Here is an 18,587-nt window from a genome sequence, read left to right on the forward strand (position 1 = left end):
CGTGTTCTTCGATGTCGACGGCACCCTCGTCCCAGGTACGAGTTCGTCGGTCTTTCTGGCGGGCTTCCTTGGCCATCGGGACGAGTTGGCCAAGGCCGAGGACGCCTACGCCTCTGGTGCCCTGGACAATCGGCAGGTCTCCGAGCTGGATGCCGCGGGTTGGGCGGGGGTTCCCGAAGACCAGGTCTGTGGCTGGCTCGACGGGCTTCCCTTGGTCTCGGGCATCACAGAGACCGTGCTCTGGTGCCGGCAGAACGGGTTGGTGCCCGTGCTGGCAACCCTCGCCTGGTCGCCGGTCGGCAGCTACCTGACTGACCGCTTCGGCTTCCACACGTTCAGCGGACCTCGGCTGGAAACCACCGACGGCCACTTCACGGGCCGGGTCGCCCGTCACTTCGACGAGTACGACAAACGAGATGTCGCCCTCGCCCAGGCGCGAGAACTGGCGCTGGCTCCCCATTCGTGCGGGGCCGTCGGTGACAGCCGCTCGGACCTGCCGCTGTTCGCATCCGTCGGCTTGAGCGTGGCGTTCAACGCCTCAGCGGGAGCGCGCGAGGCGGCCACCGCCGCGGTGGACGACGACGATCTGCAAAGCGTGCTTCCCTTTTTGAGCCGACTGGTGGCTCAATGAGGGGCCACACCGCTCCGGCGCAGCCCGTCAATCGTTGGGGTCGATGCTCGCCAAGCGGTTGAGCAGGGTGCGTGCCTCCTCGCGGGCGGCGGTCACCGCCGGTTCGGTGAGTCCGCACAGTCTCAGGCACGAGGACGCGATGGTGTCGGTGTCGGCTGCTTCGGGTGCACGGGAACGCCGTATCTGGATGACGACCTCGACCAGCTGGATGAGCAGCTCGCCTAGCCGTTCGGCGGGAAGGCCGCGGGCCACGCCCTCGGTCGCTGCCAGGGTGCCGAGAGTGCCGTAACTGTGCAGCAGCCGGCCGCGCTCCTGACGGAAGGTGTCGAGCGGTTCGGCCTGCACTTCGGGCAGCAGATACAGCGTGCCGATGTTGTACGGAGTGCTGGACAACGTACTCACGTCCATCGCCGCCATCGCGTAGAGAGCGGCGGCCGCGCTCGTCTGCTCGGGCGCCAGCGCCTGGATCCGGTCCATCATCTCCAGGCTCGGCCGTACCGACGTGGCCAGCAGCTCGGCGAGGATGTCGTCCTTGGTGGCGAAGTGGTAGTAGAGCGAGGCCTGTCTGATGCCCACGCGTTCGGCGATCATCCTGGTGCTGGTGGCGGCGATCCCGCGTTCGACGAAGAGCGCCCCGGCGGCGTCGAGGATCTGTTCCCGGGCCGAGGTGCCGGGCTCGGACGGCGGTGTGTGCCGTGGTCTGCCTTGGCGGGGACGCGTCGTCGTCATCCCCCCATCCTGTCACCCGGGCGGCGGGCACCCGACCGCACCGGGCGCCAGGGTGTCCGCTCGGCCGTCTCCTGTCACCGGGATGCCAGATAGGTTCGCCAGCCGCCGAAGCGGGTGATGTCGGGGGCGCCCTCGATGGCGTACGGCTCCGCCAGGAAGCCTTTGACCTGTCGCCCGTCGGCCAGTTCCACGGTGCCGATGGTCATCGGTGCGGGAACGGCGGCGGTGAAGGTCGCGAATCCCGCGGCCGGCAGCCGCCAGATTTCGCCTTCGATGCCTGTTGCCCCGTCGCCGCCGGTTTCCTCACCGCCGCCCGGCCCGGCCTGGGCGGCCGTCCTGACCAGGCCCGGCTTGGGTGGTTCGGTGGCCAGGGCGTGCAGCCGGTAACCGCAGGCGGTGCGTGCCGGGCCCACCAGAGCGCCGCCCGCCTGCACCAGTTGGGCGTTGAGCGGTTGGCCGGTGAGGTGGGCACCGACCACGAAGAGGTCGAGACCGGGGTTGGCGAGGCGCTCGGCCAGGACGGCCAGGGCGCGGTCGGAGAACGCCGGCCCGGTGAACATCACGCCGAACGGCAGGCCGTCCACGAACCCGGCGGGGACGGCGAGCGAGGCGCAGTCCAGGAGGTTGGCGAAGTTGGTGAAGCGTCCCATGCGGGCGTTGGCGCCGACCGGGTCGGCCGCCACCTCCTCCAGGGTGGGGTGCCAGGTGGTGGTCGGCGTGAGGAGTGCGGCGCAGCCGTCGAGCAACGCGCGTCCGGCAGCGCCGAGGGCGGCGAGCCGGGCGGTGTCGGAGGCCCAGTCGGCGGCGGTCCTGTCCCGGCCCGCCAGCACGATGGAGGCGACGGTCGGGTCGAGGTCGGCGCCGATCTGGTCACGGTGCTTTTCCAGGTGCCCGCCCACGGCCGCGTACCGCTCGGCGACGAACGCGCCGCCGTACAGGAGTTCGGCGGCCTGGAGCAGCGGGGTGATGTCGGTTTCGATGATCTCGACGCCCGTGCTCGCCAGGCGGGCGACCGCCGTGTCGAAGGCGGTGCGCCAGCCGTCGGCCATGCCGTCCAGGTGCTGCGGTCCGGGGACGGCGACCCTGGGGCGTGCGGGTGGCGGTGGAAGCCGGGTGCCGGTACGGGAGAGCGGGTCGGCGGGGTCGGGGCCCTCGATGATCTCCGCCGCGGCGCGGGCCAGGCGCAGGTCGCGGGCGAAGACGGTGACGCAGTCGAGGGTGTAGCAGGCGGGGACCACCCCGGTCACCGGCACCAGGCCCTTGGTGGGCTTGACCCCGACGATGCCGTTGAGGGCGGCGGGCACCCGCCCGGAGCCGGCCGTGTCCGTGCCGAGTGCGATGTCGGCCATGCCCAGGGCCACCGCGACGGCGGAGCCGGAGGAGGAGCCGCCGGAGATGCGGGCCGGGTCCCAGGCGTTGCGGACCGCGCCGTAGGGGCTGCGGGTGCCGACCAGGCCGGTGGCGAACTGGTCCAGGTTGGTCTTGCCGAGCACCACGGCGCCGGCCGCACGCAGCCGTGCCACCGCGGGCGCGTCGGCCTCGGGTCGGTAGCCGTACGTCGGCGCACCCGCGGTCGTCGGCAGGCCGGCGACGTCGATGTTGTCCTTGACGGCTGCCACCAGGCCGGCGAGCGGCAGCGACGGGTCGATCCCGGCCGCTTCGGCGAGCACCTCGTCGCGGGGCCTCAGGTGGATCCAGATCTCCGGCCGGTCGGCCGACCGGATGCGGTCGTAGGCGGCCTCGACGCGTTCGACCGGTGTCATGGCGCTCATGACCGCACCGCCGCGAGGATCTGGCCGGGGGCCACCTGTTCACCGGGTTTGACGTAGATCTCCAGCAGTGTCCCAGCGGCGGGCGCGCTCACCTTGGACTCCATCTTCATCGCCTCCAGCCAGAGGATCGGGTCGCCCGCGGCGACAGCGGCGCCCGGCTCGGCGACGGTCTGCCAGACGGTCGCGGTGAACGGCGCGGTGACGGCGACCGCGCCGTCCGGGACGGTGACGGCGGCGGGGTCGGCAGCCGGGTGCTGCGGTTCGTCGTGCCGGTCGAACTCGCCGGCCGCCCGCCAGCGTTCCTTCTCCGCCTCGAAGGCGGTGCTCTGCCGCTGCCGGAAGGCGGCGATCGAGTCGGCCTCGGCGGTCAGGAAGGCGTTGTGGTCGGCGATCGAGAAGGTCCCCTCCTCGGTGTCGAAGACGCCGCGCCCCGCGTCGGTCTCGGCACGCAGTTCGAGCAGTTCCTCCGCCGTGACGGGGTACCACTCGATGCGGTCGAAGAAGCGCAGCGCCCAGGGGGACTCCTGGAAGAGGCCGCCTTTGCGGAAGCGGTTCCAGATCTGCACCGTACGGCCGACGAACTGGTAGCCGCCGGGGCCCTCCATGCCGTAGACGCACAGGTAGGCGCCGCCGATGCCGACGGAGTTCTCCGCGGTCCAGGTGCGGGCCGGGTTGTACTTGGTGGTGACCAGGCGATGCCGTGGGTCGAGCGGGGTGGCGACGGGGGCGCCCAGATAGACGTCCCCGAGGCCGAGCACGAGGTAGGAGGCGTCGAACACGGTGCGGTAGACGTCGTCGGCGGTCTCGAGACCGTTGACGCGGCGGATGAACTCGATGTTCCACGGGCACCACGGGGCGTCCTCGCGCACCCCGGCCATGTACCGCTCGATGGCCAGCCGGGTCGCCGGGTCGTCCCAGCTCAGCGGCAACCGCACCCTGCGGGAGGGCACCACGAGCTCGCTGGTCGGCGGTACCTCCTCCTCCAGCTCACGCAGGAGGGCGGTCACGTCACGGGCCTTCAGCCGACGTGCGTCGGTCTGGACTTGCAGCGAGCGGATGCCGGGGGTGATGTCGATGATCCCGTCGGGCGCGTGTGCGGCGAGGGTCTCCTGGAGGGCGTGGACCCGCATCCGCAGGCCGAGGTCGAGCACCATCGGGCCGTACTCGACGAGGACGTTGTCGTCGCCGTCGCGGCGGTAGGTGACAGCGGGCCGTTCCCGCGTGGCCTCCAGGCGGCCCAGTACGCCGTCGTCACCGTCTCCGCCGCTGCTGATCAGCGCGGGTGAGGCGCGACGGGCGTCGAGGGCGGCCGCCTCGGCCTCCCTGACGGGTACGAACCGGACGGTGTCGCCGGGGCGGAGCTGGCCGAGCTTCCACAGCTCGCCGCTGGCCACCACCGCGGGGCAGACGAATCCGCCGAGGGACGGCCCGTCGGGTCCCAGGACGATCGGCGTGTCGCCGGTGAAGTCCAGCGCGCCGACCGCGTAGGGCGTGTCGTGGATGTTCGAGGGATGCAGGCCGGCCTCGCCGCCGTCCTGGCGGGCCCACTGCGGTCTGGGTCCCATGAGGCGGATGCCGGTGCGGGCGGAGTTGTGGTGCACCTTGTAGTCGGTGGCGTAGAGGGTGTCGATGTCCTCGCGGGTGAAGAACTCCGGTGCCGCGTGCGGCCCTTCGGTGACACCGATCCGCCAGTGCGAGGTGATCGCGGGACGGCGCTCGACCGGGGTCGGTCCGCCGCCGGCGGTCACGCAGGCTCCGGGGCGCAGCACGTCTCCGGCAAGCAGTGCCCGGCCGCCGTGCCCGCCGAAGCCACCGAGGGTGAAGGTCGAGGCGCTGCCCAGGTACGCGGGTACGTCGATGCCGCCCCGGACGGCCACATAGGTGCGCAGGCCGGGGCCTGTTGATGTGCCCAGGGCCAGGGTGGCGCCGGCCGGGACCGGCAGCGGCTCCCACAGGTCGGCTTCGGCGCCGTCGACGGTGACCGGCACGGGGGCGCCGGTGACGGCGACGACGGTGGCGGCCGAGAAGCGCAGGGTCAGCCCGCCCGCGGTGACTTCTAGTGCGGGTGCCTCGGCCGGGTTGCCGACGGCCAGGTTGGCCTCGGCGAAGGAGACCGGGTCGAAGGGTCCGCTCGGCGGCACGCCGACGTGCCAGTGGCCGAGCCTGCCCGGGAGGTCCTGGACGGTGGTCATCGCGCCCGGCGCCAGGACGTCCATGCGCGGCTCGGGGTCGGCGGTGGTGGCGAGCGTGCTGGTGTGGTGTGCGGCCCGGCGCACCTCGTCCCGCGTGGTCAGCGAGCGCAGCAGGCCCACGTTGGTGACGATGCCGTCGATCCGGCTGGCGGCCAGGGCGTCGCCGAGCACGTCGAACGCGGTGTCGCGGGTGGCGCCGCGCGCGATCACCTTGGCGAGCAGGGGGTCGTAGTACGGCGAGATCTCCAGGCCGGTCTCCACGTAGCCGTCGACGCGGACGCCGGGCATCTCGTCGCTGCCCTGGCCGGGGAAGACCGCCCTGGTGATCAGGCCGGAGGACGGCTGCGCGTTCTTGTCGGGGTCCTCGGCGTAGACCCGGGCCTCCACGGCGTGTCCGGTGGGCGTCCACGCGCGCTCGAACACCGCGTCGTCGACCCGGCCGTCGCGGGCCAGGGTGAGCATGAGGGCGACGAGGTCGACGCCGTACGCCTCCTCGGTCACCGGGTGCTCGACCTGCAGGCGGGTGTTGACCTCCAGGAAGGCGGCCTCCTCGCGCACCGGGTCGTAGACGAACTCCACGGTCCCCGCGCCGCGGTAGCCGACCGAGGCGAGCAGCCGGCGTGAGGAGTCGTGCAGGGTGGTGCGGACACGGTCGGGCAGGGCCGGGGCGGGGGCCTCCTCGATCACCTTCTGGTTGCGGCGCTGCAGCGAGCAGTCACGGTCGCCGATGACCGCGATCCGGCCGGTGCCGTCGCCGAAGACCTGCACTTCGACGTGGCGGGCCGGGCGTACGAGGCGTTCCAGGAACACGCCGGCCGAGGCGAAGTTGGACTCGGCGAGCGCCGCGACCCGGGCGAAGGCCTCGCGGACTTCGTCTGCGGTGGCGCACGCCTGCATGCCGATGCCGCCGCCACCGCCGGTGGCCTTGACCATCACGGGAAGGCCGATCGACTCGGCTGCGGTGACGGCCTCCTCGGCGCATCCGAGCAGCTCCGTCCCGGCCAGCAGCGGAACTCCGGCCGCCTTGGCCAGGGCCCGGGCGGTGTGCTTCTCACCGAAGGCGGTGATCTGTTCGGCGGTGGGGCCCGCGAAGCGCAGGCCGGCCTTCTCGACGGCACGGGCGAAGGCGGTGTTCTCGGAGAGGAAGCCGTAGCCCGGGTGGACGATACCGGCGCCATGGGCGAGTGCGGCTTCGATGATCGCGTCACCGCGCAGGTACGAATCGCGGGCGGGAGCCGGGCCGAGGCGGACCGCGTGATCGGCCTCGCGGACGTGCGGGGCGGCCCGGTCGGCGTCGGAGAAGACGGCGACGGTTTCCAGGCCCATGCTCCGGGCGGTGCGGATGACGCGGCGGGCTATCTCCCCGCGGTTGGCGACGAGGACAGCGGTGGGGCGGGTCACGCGGCGCCTCCCGAGGCGGGGGCGGACGGCGGGATTTGTGCCGCGCGGGTTGGCGAGCCGGCGACGTGGTCGGGGTCGGGGTCGGGGTTGACGACGATCATCCGCAGTGGGGTCGGGTTGAAGTCGTTGCACGGGTTGTTCATCTGCGGGCAGTTCGACACCAGCACCAGGACGTCCGTCTCGGCACGCACCGCGACCCGACGACCGGGCGCCGACATGCCGTCCACGATGCCCAGCGCCCCGTCCGCCTCGACGGGCACGTTCATGAACCAGTTGAGGTTGGAGACGATGTCCCGGGCTCCGAGGCCGTGGCGGGACGCCTCGGCGAGGAAGTTCTCCCGGCAGCCGTGATGGAACATCACATGGTGGCCGTAGCGCAGGGTGTTGGACTCCTTGCCGCAGGCGCCGCCGATGGTGTCCTGGCGGTCGATCTCGTTGCCCACGACGGTCATCAGTGGACGGCCCTCGTTGCTGCGCAGCACGGTGCCGGTGCGCACGTAGGCGTTGCCCTGCCAGGCCAGGGTGTCGGGGACGCTGTAGCGCTCCTCGGGGTCGTCGGCGTTGTAGAGCAGGCAGTCGGCGGACTGGTTGCCGCCGACGTCGACGATGGTCAGGACGTTTCCCTTCTTGACCACGCCCGACCAGGGCGCGTTGGGTGCGACTTTCTCGTCCAGGATCACGGTGCCCTCGGCCAGGCTCGCTCCCCAGTCCAGGGTGGAACTTTCCGCGTGGACCGCGCCGACGGGGACGGTGGAGGCGACCGTGCCGCCCGAGGCGGTCGGATGGTTGGTCACGGTGTGGCCGGTTTGGGTGATCGCCATGTCACAGCCCCCGGGCTTCGCAGTGGTCGACGGTGTTGAGGTACGCCCGGTGCAGTTCGGGGGTGGCGGTGAACCGCGGCTCGTCAGGGCCGGTCGGGTCGCCCCGCCAGGCGTGCACCCGCAGCGGCCCGACGACGTAGTCCGGGCGTGGGTCCAGCGGGTGGGCGACGTTGGCGAGAAGGACCAGCAGGGGCATCTCCGCGACCAGTTCGACGTACGTGCCCGCTCCCGCGCTGCCCTTCCAGGCCAGGGTGCCGTCCGCCTCGACGTGCACGCCCTGGAAGAAGGAGACACTCGGTGGCAGGTCGCGCCGGGTCAGTCCGTGCTTGGCGGCCGCCTTGAGGAAGAGTCCGCGGCCGGAGGGGGACGGTCCGTGAGGGCGGGTGTCACCGTACTTGCGCGCGTTCCAGGCGTCCGTGGTGGTGCCGCAGAAGGCATCGTGCCGGCCCGAGGAGTCACCGGTGACCACGGCCAGGATCCGGCCGTCGCCGGACAGCAGCGGGTGGTTCTCGCCCAGATAGGCCCGCCACGGGATCTTCTGGGTGTCGGCGACGTTGAGCCGCTCGACCGGTTGCAGGGCGTTGAAGAGCAGCAGGTGGGCGCAGGCGTCACCCGTGGGATCGTCGAAGCGCAGCCGGGTGCCGCGGGCGAGCACTTTGTGGGTGTAGCCGCCGGGGGCCACCGTCTCCGCCCACACCAGCGCGGCCGGATCCACCCCCGGCGGACAGTAAGGGCTGGTGGACGCCGGAAGGTACGGCATCCACTCGCCGACCTGCCCGTGCTGGGCGCGGGCGTCGTCCCGGGCGCTGTGGACGCTGTCGGTCAGGTGCAGATCACGGGCGCGGGCGGGGGGCTGGTCTGTCGGGTGGTGGTCTGTCGGGTGGTGGTCGGCGGGGTGCTGGTCGTGCGGCTCGGTGGCCGTCGACTCTTCGGCCCTGGTCATGGATGTCCCGTAACCCCTTCGTAGGTGTGGTGTCGGGTCCCGTCTCCTGCGCTGGGTGCGCGGTTGATGCCGTGCGTCACGCGGGCTCGGCGACGGCTTCGACGGGCGGCTCGATGTGCGTGTGGGGTACGTGCCTCAGCTCGATCCGGCGGTGCAGCGCCCGGGCCAGGAAGTAGGCGGCACCGGCGGCGAGGCTGAGCCCGATGAACAGCAAGGCGCTCCACCGCAGCCACCACGTGCCGCCCGTGAGGTCGTAGATCTCCGGACGGGGCCACAGCAGGTTGACCGTCATGGCGACCTGGTAGAGCACGGCGAGTGCCGTGACCGGTGTGCCCCAGCGGCCCAGTGAGAACAGCGGCCGGCCCGACTCGTCGACACCGGCAGGCAGTCGGCCGGTGCGCCGGTGCCGGATCCGGGTGATCAGGAGGGGCAGGGTCACCCCGAGATAGGCCAGGTACAGCATGGCGATGCACAGGCTGGAGAGGGCGGTGAAGATCGCCGCCTGGTGGAGATTGACCAGGAGCGCGACCGCGGCTCCCACGCCCACCACGATCGACGTGATGACCGGCGTACCGGTGCGGGGCGAGACCTTGCCGAGGTACCGGTGACACGGCAGGGCACCCTCGCGTGCCATGGAGTACATCATCCGTGCGCCGGACGTCTGGACCGCGAGCGTGCAGGCGAACACCGCGACCGCGACGCAGCACAGCAGCAGCCTTCCCAGGACCCCTCCGAGCCGGTCCGTGAGGACCCAGGAAAGACCGCCGGCCGCCAGCTTCCCGTCGGTCAGGCTCCTTGCCGCCATCAGCCCTGACACGATCAGCAGGGCTCCGCCGACACCTGAGGTGATCAGCGCACGGAGAATGGTCCGGGGAGTGGTCCGGCGTGGGCTGTGGGTCTCCTCCGCCAGTTCGCCCGCCGAGTCGAAGCCGACCATCACGTATGCCGCCATCAACGAAGACGCCAGGAAGGCCCCGAAGTAGCCGCCGCCACCGGCCCAGCCGGTGGTGTGGTTCACCACCTGCGGGCCTCGCTCGGGCAGGAAGAACAGCACCAGCACCAGTGCGATCACGCCGACGATCTCCACCGCGACGCCGACACTGGTCGCGGCAGCCATCTGGCGGATGCCGAGGATGTTCACCACCGTGGTGACCACCAGCAGCAGACAGCCCAGCAGGACCGCATTGTGCGCACCGGACGGTGAGAGGACCGACGGATCAGCGCCCGGTCCTCCGACCATCTGGAAGCCGGACCAGATGCCCGGCAGCACCACCTGCGCGGCGATGGCGGCCGCCGCCACGGTGAGAACCTGACCGATGATCATGACCCAGCCGACGAACCAGCCCACCGTGGTTCCGGCCAGCCGGCTCGACCACTGGTAGATCGCACCGGAAATGGGCCAGCGCGCGGCGAGTTCGGCGAAGCACAGAGCCACCAGCAGCTGCCCCGCGAACACCAGCGGCCACGTCCAGAAGAACGCCGCTCCGCCGAGACCGAAGCCGAGGCCGAACAACTGAAAGACAGTGGTCAGGATCGACACGAACGAGAAGCCCGCGGCGAATGAGGCGAAACCCCCCACGCCGCGGCGTAGTTCCTGCTGGTAGCCGACAGGAGCCGAATCGATGGCGATGCCATCGGCATGGCTTGACGCGGTGAACTGGGACTCTCTCATCACCGCACCTCCGAATCCATAGAGGTATACCTGTCGATCGACAGGTATTGCGATAGTGAGGCGGACCGGTCTCACCGCTGGGTCACGGCCGTAAACATCGTGTATCCGACGCCTCACACCCCCACGCTCGGCGGCATCGTGCGCCTGGCGGGCATCTCCTCGTCGGTCACGTCGGCACTGGTGAACACCGCCGTATCACTGCGGCATCAGGGCATGGCAATGCTCTGGACGTCCGTACGTGAGGCGGCCAGGTAGCCGACGAAGCCGAGGATGGCCACCGTCCAGGAGAGGGTGACCGGTCCGAGGCCCAGGCCAAGGCCGCCGCGGCGGTGGGCGACGGCCGGGGCTGCGAGCGCGGCGGCGCACAGGACACCGGAGCCGAGGTAGCCGAGTCCGAGCGTGGCCGTCTGTGAGTGAGGTGATCATTGGACAGGGGGGCACGATGCCATGGGGTGCTCGCGTTGCCGGAGGCTTGTCCAGGCCCTGGCGTGGCTGCAGTGGTGCAACCTCCCACCCTTCTCGAGCGTGACAAGGCGGTGAGGGCACGACCCTCAGCCCAGTGATGTGGAGGGGGCAATGCGCGACCCACGCGTCTTCGACGATTTCTACGCCGGCCATGTGCGCCGGCTGACCAGCCATATGTACGCGATGACAGGCAGCCTCGCCGAGGCCGAGGACCTGGTGCAGGAGGCCTTCGCCCGCGCCTGGCAGAACTGGGAGAAGGTATCCGGCTACGCGGACCCGGAGGCCTGGGTGCGTTCGGTGGCCTGCCGTATCCGGGTGAGTGTCTGGCGCAAGGCGGTCAACCGGCTCACGGCCCACCGCCGCCACGGCATACCCGACGAGGCGCCCGGTGTCAGTCCTGACTATGTCGCGGTCGTCGCGGCCTTGCGGCGCATCCCCTACGAGCAACGGCGGGCGATCGTGCTGCATCACCTGGTCGGCTTGTCCGTCGAGGAGACCGCACGGGAAACCGATGCCGCGCCGGGAACGGTCAAGGCCCGGCTGTCGCGCGGACGCCGAGCGATGGCGTCGTACCTGTCCGACGGCGCGGGCGACAGCCCGGCCGAGGCCACCCCGTCCATCGGGATGCGGTCGTCCCTCACGGCCCCCGGCATCCCTCCCGCTGTCGCCACCGACGTCCTCGGCCACACCGACCAGGAGGTGCACCACCATGACTGAGGAATTCGAGGCCGTCCTCAGAGGAGGGTCCGAGGAACTCGCCGCACGGACCACCGCCCGGCCCGTCGCGGCCGTCCGGGCTCGCGGCGACAAGCTACGGCGCCGCCACCGCATGGCCACCGCCACACTGGCCGTCGCCCTGGTCGCCGCGGTGGGCGGCGGTGCCGTGGCCATCACGGGCCCTTCCCGCCAGGGCTCCCCGTCCGAGGGGGCCGTGGACCTCGCCACACCGCCCACGTCCACGGCCCCACCGACCGTGACTCCCGGCTCTCCCAGCGCCGCACCGTATGCAACGAACGCACCGTCGCCGCCCTCGTCGAACCCTTCACTGTCGTGCCGTTCGCTGGTGGTCCCACAGGAGGTGAAGGATGCCGTGACCCAGGCCTATCGGCGATCGCAGCCGACACTGGTGCACATCGCCCCGGTCAAGGGCACCTTCTACTACGGCCAGTGCGACGGCGCCTTCTACGCGGGAGCCACCTTCACAGCCACCGCGGGCGCCACCGAGAACGAGTTGGTCCAGCTTCAGGACGAGGGGGCCACGGAGAAGTACTTCACCAAGGCCCAGGACAGCGCCTGGACCTATGTGGCCGGTGACGGTTTCCCGCGCGATCCCAGGGGCTGCGCCGCCATCCCCGAGATCCCGGCACAGCTGGCCGGGCTCTGGGACGACTGCCTTGCCCGGCCCTGAGCCACCCACGGGGTGAGCCGGCTCCACGGAGGTTTCGTCCCCGGCCGGCCCGGGAACCGCTGAACGTCGTCCCAGTCGAAGAGCGCCGGGCGGGCAGTGGCTCCGGCGCGGGAGTGGCAGGCGCGCTCCGCGCCGGGAAGCGAGGGACGCGTGACGGACGCCTCTGGCGTTCCCCCGGAACCGCGACCGCCCCGCCACGGACTGCGTGCCCGATGGCAGGACTCCCTCGCCGCACAGCTGTGGCGGCACGGGTCCGAGCTGGAACTGCTGCACCGAGCCATGGGCTTCTCGGCGCTGGGGCTGGTCACACTGGTTCCGCTACTGATCGTCGTGGCAGCGGCGCTCCCTTTCAAGGAGCGGGGCTTCGCCCTGTGGGTGATCGACGGGATGAGTCTGTCGGGGCGCCCAGCCGAGGCGGTGCGCGAGCTGTTCGCCGCGCCGAGCAAGGTGCTGAGCACGACCAGCGTCCTGAGCGGCCTGCTGGTCGCCTTGTTCGGCGTCACCTTCGCCGCGAGTGTGCAGAACGGCTACGAGAGGATCTGGGAGGTGCCCTCGGGACCCTGGCACCACGTATGGCGCCGCGTGGTGTGGCTCGCGGCGCTGACGGGCTATCTGTACTCCGAGACGCAGAGCGGTGCGGCGTTGCGGGGCGGGATGACGCACTCCATCCTGCGTATCGCCCTCACCTCGCTGTTCGGGGTGTTGTTCTTCTGGTGGGGGCAGCACTTCCTGCTCGGCGAACGGGTGCGCTGGGGTGCGCTGCTGCCCGGGGCGGTCGCCACGATGGCGGGCCTCGGCGGGCTGCGCTGGTTCTCCGACCAGGTGTTCTCACCACTGATCGTGACCAACGCGGTCACGTACGGGACCGTCGGCACCATGCTCGTCGTGCAGTCCTGGCTCATCGGTGTGGGATTCGTGGTCCTCGGCGGGCCACTCCTTGGCCGTCATGTACAAGACGCCTGGCAACGGCGGGGCGACGCCTGACCCAGGGCGGCCGCCCGCCGCTGTCACCGCCGCCATCACCCCGCGCCCGCCTCACCGGCCGAGAGCCTCGTCAGTACCGCAGGGCGAACCCGTCGTCGAAGGGAAGCTCCACCCGCTCATGGGCGAAGTAGGCGCCACCGAAGTAGGTCCAGTCACTGGTGGGGTGGGTGGAGACCAGGAGAGTTCCGTCTGGCCGCAGAACACGCCGTAGTTCGGCGAGCAGTTGGCCGCGCGGCCCGCCGCAGTGTCTCGCTCCCCTCTACGCCGACCACCCGCCCCGCCCCTCTCCGCAGCAGCTCGTCGGCGTAGTGACCCGCCCCGCACCCCAGATCCAACACCCGCAGCCCGCTCACATCACCGTCTGCCCATCGCACCGTGATAGGCACTGTCACCGGTCGTCAAGGCATCCTCGCAGAGGCGCCGGGCCCCGGCCTGGCGCTCGTCAGCCACCACGTCAGCGCTCCGGTGGCCACGCCCGCGAGCAGCAGCACGGCCACGTGCCACACCGGCAGTTGCGCCTCCGCCGGGTCCTGGACGTCCCTGTTGACCAGGACGGTGAGGACCAGCGGACAGCCGAGCGTGACGGCCGTGCCGACGCCGACCGCGGTGGTCAGCCTCGACCCCGAGCTCTCCTTGGTGACCATGGCCAGGACCGAGAACAACAGCCCGAGACCAACGAGCAGGCCACTGCCGACCCACAGCGCGGCAGTCCGGCCCGTGAAGCCGTCGGCCCCGCCCTCCTCCGAGAAGTGGGTGGCCATCCGACCGGGCAGCCGGTCGTAGCTCGCCAGAAAGACACCGACGTAGACCACGACGGCGATGCCGAACGGAACGGCCGTCAGGGCACATCTGCGGACGGCGGGCATTCAACTCCCCCTCAACTCAGTGTTCTTCATGAAACAGAACAATCTCAGGCCTTGGTGAGTTCCCTGAGGAGGGCGAAGGTCAGTGCGTCGACCGGGCGGGGGGCGTCGGCGGACTCCTCGCTGTAGGTGTTCACCATCATGACCACCGCCGTCATGCTCTGCCTGCTGAACGCCGCGCAGGTGCTGAATCCGCCGGTGCCGCCGTTGTGCCAGGTGATGGTCCGGCCGTCGGTCGACGTGCTGAGGTGCCAGCCGAGGCCGAGCCGCAGGTTCTTGTCGGCGGTGAAGTGAGGGCGCTGGGTCAGTTCGATCGCAGCCCGCAGCGGTGAGCGCTCCGGGTGCAGCTGTGCGCCGAGAAAGCGGAGCATGTCGTCGGCGGTGCTGTAGACGGAGGTGCCCGCGGCGGAGAGGACATGGTCGTGCCAGTCGGGGACGGGCTCCCCTTCGAGGTGTCCGACGACCTTGCGGGAGGCCATGTCCGGTCTCAGGGTCGTCGTCGTGTCGGGCAGGCGCAGCGGTGCCGTCACCCTCCGCCGGAGCATGGCGTCCACGTCGTCGAAGGCCAGTGCCTGGCCGAGGAGTCCGAACCCGAGGTTCGAGTAGCGGTAGGCGCTGCCGGGCTCGGCCTCCAGGGGCGTCTCGGCCAGACCGGCGGCCAGGTCGTCCAGTGTGTAGTGCGCGTACGGGTCGTAGGGGTCGGCTTTCGCCAGGAGGTTCGCGGGCAGCGAGGGCAGACCCGAGGTGTGGGTCGCCAGGTCGGCCAGGGTGATCTGCCGGGAACCCTTGCGCGGGATGGGGAAGGCCGGAGGCAGCACGAGCGGCGAATCGAGGCGGGCCGTGCCCGCGCACACGGCGCGCGCGAGGGCCGTGGCGGTGAGGGTCTTGCCGATCGAGCCGAGTTGGAACACCGTCCTGCCGCCCGGTGCGGGGCCGTCCTGGGACGCGCCTGCGACGTATCGCTGTGCGCCGTGGATCACCCCGCACACCACGCTCGGGCTGTCGGCGGCCAGCGCACGGTCCAGGTGGCCGCGTACCCGCGCGGGCAGGTCGTTCTCGGCCGCCGTGGCGTTCCGGGGTAACAGCGAGGCGCCGCCACCGGCTGCCGCCACGCTCAGGAACTTGCGTCGCTTCATGTACTGCTCCTTGTCGTCGGGTTCGGTGCCGGTACCACCGCGGACAACAGCACCAGGAGCGGGACCACTCGTCCCGCGGGCACCCGGTAGTGCCCACGCCCCTCGGCCTGGAGCCAGCCGGCGGCGGTGAGCTGTTTGAGGTGGTGGTACAGCTGTCCGGTGGTGTTCAGTCCGGCTGTCTCCTGCAACTCGGTCGCGGACCGGGACCCTCGCAGCACCGCGCGCAGCAGGGTGAGCCGCACCGGGTGCCCCAGAGCGGCGTACGCCGCGGCGTGGTCCGCCCAGTCCGCTTCGAGCAGTTCCTCCGCCACCGCGCCCTGCTGCCACTCGTAATGCTCGCCCGTGGGCAGGTCGAGTGCGCCGGTGAAGAGGACCTGTCCGTCGCCGGTGAGCCGTCGGCGCAGCCCCTCAAGGGCCCAGAACACATCGCCGCGGGCCGGGTTCTGTCCCGACTCCAGCCGCGAAACGCGTTCTTCGAGCGCGGCGACTCGGTCCAGGACGGAGTCATCAACCATGAACCTGACCTTACGTTATTCCGGAATAACAGAACAACTGTCGGTCGAGGGTCGCCGACCGCACGCACCTGTTTCGGCCAACAGATCGGGGCGTCGGACCGGTGGTGTTTCGCGCCATGGTCCGGGCTTCCGAGGCTCGGCGTTCGCCGTGGCGTTGGTGGAGGAGTACTGTTCGGCAGAGCTCGCCGGGGGTGCGGGCTGCGAGGGCTCGGCCGGCGGAGGACCCCGGCGGCCGACGCGATCGCAGGACGGATAGCTACTTTTGAGTCACCCATGTGGTCATGTAGCGTCCGGAATTGTTCGATCTGTTTCGACGCTGCCGCCCCGATGAGGACTCATGCTCGCCGATGTCGATGCCCCGATCGCCGCTGTTCTGAGACGAAGACTTTCCGACGCCTGCGCCCGTCGTACGGTTCGCAGACGTGGCACCGCCAGCGGTGCCGCTCCATGGTCCGCCGGCGAGGGACGCCGCCGGGCAGCGGACGGGGGAGCGCCAGTCCGTTGAGATTCCGTATCAACCGCTCGGGCGATCCGGTCGTCCAGCCGTCCACAGAGGACTCGGTGCCTGCCCCGGTGACGCCCGCCGTCGAGCCCAAGATCGTCGAGGCGCCCCTGTCGGTCCACGAGCAGGACCTCATACGCGCCTCCGTGTCCGTGGTCGAGCCGTTCGCCGCAGACATGACGGTTTATTTCTACGCGATTCTCTTCGCCCGCCACCCCGAGGTCCGTCATCTGTTCCCGCCGGGAATGGACACCCAGCGCGGCCGTCTGCTGCGCGCGCTGCTGCGTATCGTGGACCTGGTCGACGACCCCGAGGGTCTGGTGCGCTTCTGTGGTCATCTCGGGCGCGATCACCGCAAATTCGGCACGCTCCGCGCGCACTTCCCGGCCGTGGGCGAGTGCCTTCTCGCTTCCCTGGCCCGCTACGCCGGTCCCGCGTGGACCGCGGACATCGCCGCCGCCTGGGCCAAGGCGTACGGCGTGGTCGCCGACGTCATGATCAGTGCTGCCGAGCAGGACGAGGTGCTCCGGCCCGCCGTGTGGCCCGCCACGGTCGTACACCGTGTCCCGCGTGGACACGGCATCGCCGAGATCACCGTGCACCCCCACATGCCCTACGAGTACGCCGCCGGACAGTACGCAAGCGTCGAGACCCCCTGGTGGCCGAAGCTGTGGCGCTACTACTCCCCCGCCAACGCGCCCCGCGAGGACGGCACTCTCACCTTTCACGTGCGCGCGGTGCCCGACGGTCGTGTCAGCGGCGCGCTGGTGCACCGGGCCGCGGTGGGCGACGTGATCCGGCTCGGGCCGCCGTTGGGAGACATGGTGTTGGACGCGGCCGACTACAGCGACCTGCTGTGCGTGGCCGGCGGTACCGGTCTCGCGCCGATCCGCGCGCTCGTCGAGGAGGTGGCCCGTCGCGGCGAGCGCTACCGGGTCGATGTGTTCCTCGGCGCACGAACCGGCGCCGAGCTGTACGGCATCGACGACATGCTGCGGATGGCCCAGCGGCACCACTGGCTGACCATCAGGGGGGCCATCTCCCAGGAGCGCACGCCCGGGGTCGGCGGATCCCTGCCGGAGGTTCTGGCCGAGTACGGGCCGTGGTTCCAGCACGACGCCTACCTCAGCGGCCCGGCTTCGATGGTCCGCGCCGCCAGTGAAACGCTCACGTTGGGCGGCACCCCGCCCGACCGCATCCATCACGACCCGTTCGAGACGCCTGTCCTGTCCCTTCCCTGAGCCAAGCGCTTGCCCGTCCTGCCAGGAGAACGCCCGTGACACTCCCCCCGCCGTCCTTCGGATCAGCCGGCGAACACCGCCTGCAACAGCAACTGGGCACCGCCGAACGTGCCGGCCGGTTCTACGACCAACAGGTACGGCCCTGCCTCACACCCGCCATGCGGGACTTCATCGACCGTCAGACGATGGTCTTCCTGGCCACCGCCGACTCACGCGGCGAATGCGACGCCAGCTTCCGCGCCGGGCCACCGGGATTCGTCCACGTGATCGACGACCACACGCTCGCCTACCCCGAGTTCCGCGGGAACGGTGTCCTCGCCAGTGCCGGGAACATGTCGGAGAACCCGCATCTCGGCATGCTCTTCGTGGATTTCACGCACCATCACGTGGGCCTGCACGTCAACGGCGCGGCCCAGCTCTGCACCGACGCGGGACTGCGCTCCGTCCATCCCGGCCTGCCCACCGATGTCGCGCCCGGGCGGGACCCCGAGATGTGGGTCCGGGTGAGCGTCGAGGAGGCCTACATCCACTGCTCCAAGTACATACCCCACCTGGAGCCGGCCCCCCGCTCCACCGGCCAGGACCCCGCACGCCCCAAGGACGCGAACTATTTCACCGGCCCTGAGACGGCGTCGGCCGAGCCCCGCGCCTGACGAGGGGCATGCCGGCCGCGAAGAGTGCAGCCGGGGCGACGAGTGACGGGGTGTCCAGGCCCCGTACGACTCGTTCCCGGCCGCTTTCGCGGGCCTCGTCTACAGGGAGATGTCGATCTGGTCGACGTCGGTGAACTCCACGCTCAGGCCGTGGGCGCGGGTGTTGTCGGCGCGGAAGTACATCTCGGCCAGGCCCTCGGCCGCGATGTCCTGCAGTTGCTGTTCCGTCGCGCCGGCGTCGCGGGCGGTGAACAGGCGGTCCGCCCAATGCGGCGGCAGGGCCTGGGTGATGTCGCGGATGCGGGCGTCGTCGGTCGTTCCGGGGGCCGCGGTGAATCCGAAGCGGGCCCGGGTGGAGACGACCAGGCCGTCGGTGCTCACGGCCTGCTTCTTCGCCTTCGCGCGGACCTGCGGCTGCCAACGGCGCTTCACCTCGCGCTCCATGCGCGCCCGCAGGTCCTGCCGGGGCCGCTTGAGCGTGCCCACGACGTAGCGCTCCACAGTGCGCTGGGACACACCGAGGATCTCGGCGACGGCCCTTGTGGTCTTGAGTTGCTTGACCAGGTACTTCATCTGCGCCTGGGCGCTCTTGGGGACGGGGCGGGTGAACGCCCCCTCCAGCGCGCGGTCCAGGCCGTCCCCGATCGTGTCCGCCATCG

Annotated in this window: 17 protein-coding genes; 6 read left to right on the top strand and 11 right to left on the bottom strand. The window is 70.9% G+C overall.

Annotated elements, in window-relative coordinates:
• The first annotated feature begins 1 nt into the window (after nucleotide 1).
• The gene (locus tag IG99_RS24955) at nucleotides 2-631 is read left to right on the top strand and encodes an HAD family hydrolase (protein ID WP_037677492.1); all 630 of its coding nucleotides are present in this window, start codon (nucleotides 2-4) and stop codon (nucleotides 629-631) included.
• 27 nt (nucleotides 632-658) lie between these two features.
• Here the strand turns inward: IG99_RS24955 and IG99_RS24960 are convergent, their stop codons facing one another.
• From IG99_RS24960 to IG99_RS24985, 6 genes are all read right to left on the bottom strand, one after another.
• A complete protein-coding gene (locus IG99_RS24960; protein ID WP_037677348.1) occupies nucleotides 659-1,360 on the bottom strand; it encodes a TetR/AcrR family transcriptional regulator in 702 nt (233 codons plus the stop codon).
• A gap of 74 nt (nucleotides 1,361-1,434) precedes the next feature.
• Nucleotides 1,435-3,123, bottom strand: coding sequence for an allophanate hydrolase (locus IG99_RS24965; protein ID WP_037677349.1), 1,689 nt, complete (start codon nucleotides 3,121-3,123; stop codon nucleotides 1,435-1,437).
• Nucleotides 3,124-3,128: 5 nt separating this feature from the next.
• Nucleotides 3,129-6,725, bottom strand: a complete 3,597-nt coding sequence (gene uca / locus IG99_RS24970; protein ID WP_037677353.1) for an urea carboxylase — start codon at nucleotides 6,723-6,725, stop codon at nucleotides 3,129-3,131.
• A complete protein-coding gene (locus tag IG99_RS24975; protein ID WP_078947890.1) occupies nucleotides 6,722-7,546 on the bottom strand; it encodes an urea amidolyase associated protein UAAP2 in 825 nt (274 codons plus the stop codon). Before IG99_RS24975 ends, uca begins: the two co-directional genes overlap by 4 nt.
• Nucleotide 7,547: 1 nt before the next feature.
• Nucleotides 7,548-8,489, bottom strand: a complete 942-nt coding sequence (locus IG99_RS24980; protein WP_037677355.1) for an urea amidolyase associated protein UAAP1 — start codon at nucleotides 8,487-8,489, stop codon at nucleotides 7,548-7,550.
• 76 nt (nucleotides 8,490-8,565) lie between these two features.
• Nucleotides 8,566-10,161, bottom strand: a complete 1,596-nt coding sequence (locus IG99_RS24985; RefSeq protein WP_037677356.1) for an amino acid permease — start codon at nucleotides 10,159-10,161, stop codon at nucleotides 8,566-8,568.
• 576 nt (nucleotides 10,162-10,737) lie between these two features.
• Between IG99_RS24985 and IG99_RS24990 the strand changes: the two genes are divergently transcribed.
• The 3 genes from IG99_RS24990 to IG99_RS25000 all read left to right on the top strand — a co-directional run bounded on the left by IG99_RS24990 (nucleotide 10,738) and on the right by IG99_RS25000 (nucleotide 13,018).
• A complete protein-coding gene (locus IG99_RS24990) occupies nucleotides 10,738-11,343 on the top strand; it encodes a SigE family RNA polymerase sigma factor (protein ID WP_078947891.1) in 606 nt (201 codons plus the stop codon).
• Entirely contained in the window at nucleotides 11,336-12,034 is a 699-nt protein-coding gene (locus tag IG99_RS44270; RefSeq protein WP_051865858.1) for a hypothetical protein, read from the top strand. Before IG99_RS24990 ends, IG99_RS44270 begins: the two co-directional genes overlap by 8 nt.
• 150 nt (nucleotides 12,035-12,184) lie before the next feature.
• Nucleotides 12,185-13,018 carry a ribonuclease BN gene (locus IG99_RS25000; RefSeq protein ID WP_394298047.1) on the top strand — a complete coding sequence of 278 codons (834 nt, stop codon included), beginning with the start codon at nucleotides 12,185-12,187 and terminating at the stop codon, nucleotides 13,016-13,018.
• 152 nt (nucleotides 13,019-13,170) lie between these two features.
• Here IG99_RS25000 and IG99_RS45820 read toward each other — a convergent pair whose 3' ends face one another.
• The 4 genes from IG99_RS45820 to IG99_RS25015 are packed head-to-tail and all read right to left on the bottom strand — an operon-like array spanning nucleotide 13,171 to nucleotide 15,532.
• Nucleotides 13,171-13,410, bottom strand: coding sequence for a methyltransferase domain-containing protein (locus IG99_RS45820; RefSeq protein ID WP_199815590.1), 240 nt, complete (start codon nucleotides 13,408-13,410; stop codon nucleotides 13,171-13,173).
• A 6-nt stretch (nucleotides 13,411-13,416) separates the two neighbouring features.
• Nucleotides 13,417-13,884: a DUF1648 domain-containing protein gene (locus IG99_RS25005; protein ID WP_051865859.1), complete on the bottom strand. Its 468-nt coding sequence runs from the start codon at nucleotides 13,882-13,884 to the stop codon at nucleotides 13,417-13,419.
• A 44-nt stretch (nucleotides 13,885-13,928) separates the two neighbouring features.
• A complete protein-coding gene (locus IG99_RS25010; protein WP_037677358.1) occupies nucleotides 13,929-15,017 on the bottom strand; it encodes a serine hydrolase domain-containing protein in 1,089 nt (362 codons plus the stop codon).
• Nucleotides 15,014-15,532, bottom strand: a complete 519-nt coding sequence (locus tag IG99_RS25015) for an ArsR/SmtB family transcription factor (RefSeq protein ID WP_037677359.1) — start codon at nucleotides 15,530-15,532, stop codon at nucleotides 15,014-15,016. The genes IG99_RS25010 and IG99_RS25015 overlap by 4 nt, the downstream gene beginning before the upstream one ends.
• Nucleotides 15,533-16,033: 501 nt before the next feature.
• Here IG99_RS25015 and IG99_RS25020 point away from each other — a divergent pair.
• Together IG99_RS25020 and IG99_RS25025 are read left to right on the top strand one after the other, a co-directional pair.
• On the top strand, nucleotides 16,034-17,275 hold the full coding sequence (locus tag IG99_RS25020; RefSeq protein WP_234311946.1) for a globin domain-containing protein: 1,242 nt from the start codon (nucleotides 16,034-16,036) through the stop codon (nucleotides 17,273-17,275).
• Between the two features lie 35 nt (nucleotides 17,276-17,310).
• The gene (locus tag IG99_RS25025; RefSeq protein ID WP_037677360.1) at nucleotides 17,311-17,928 is read left to right on the top strand and encodes a pyridoxamine 5'-phosphate oxidase family protein; all 618 of its coding nucleotides are present in this window, start codon (nucleotides 17,311-17,313) and stop codon (nucleotides 17,926-17,928) included.
• Nucleotides 17,929-18,027: 99 nt separating this feature from the next.
• Here the strand turns inward: IG99_RS25025 and tpg are convergent, their stop codons facing one another.
• Nucleotides 18,028-18,585 (bottom strand): telomere-protecting terminal protein Tpg, encoded by a 558-nt coding sequence (gene tpg / locus IG99_RS25030; protein ID WP_037677362.1) that lies wholly within the window; start codon nucleotides 18,583-18,585, stop codon nucleotides 18,028-18,030.
• Between the last annotated feature and the right edge of the window lie 2 nt (nucleotides 18,586-18,587).

This window comes from Streptomyces griseus subsp. griseus (assembly GCF_000720255.1).
Lineage (GTDB): Bacteria > Actinomycetota > Actinomycetes > Streptomycetales > Streptomycetaceae > Streptomyces > Streptomyces griseus_I.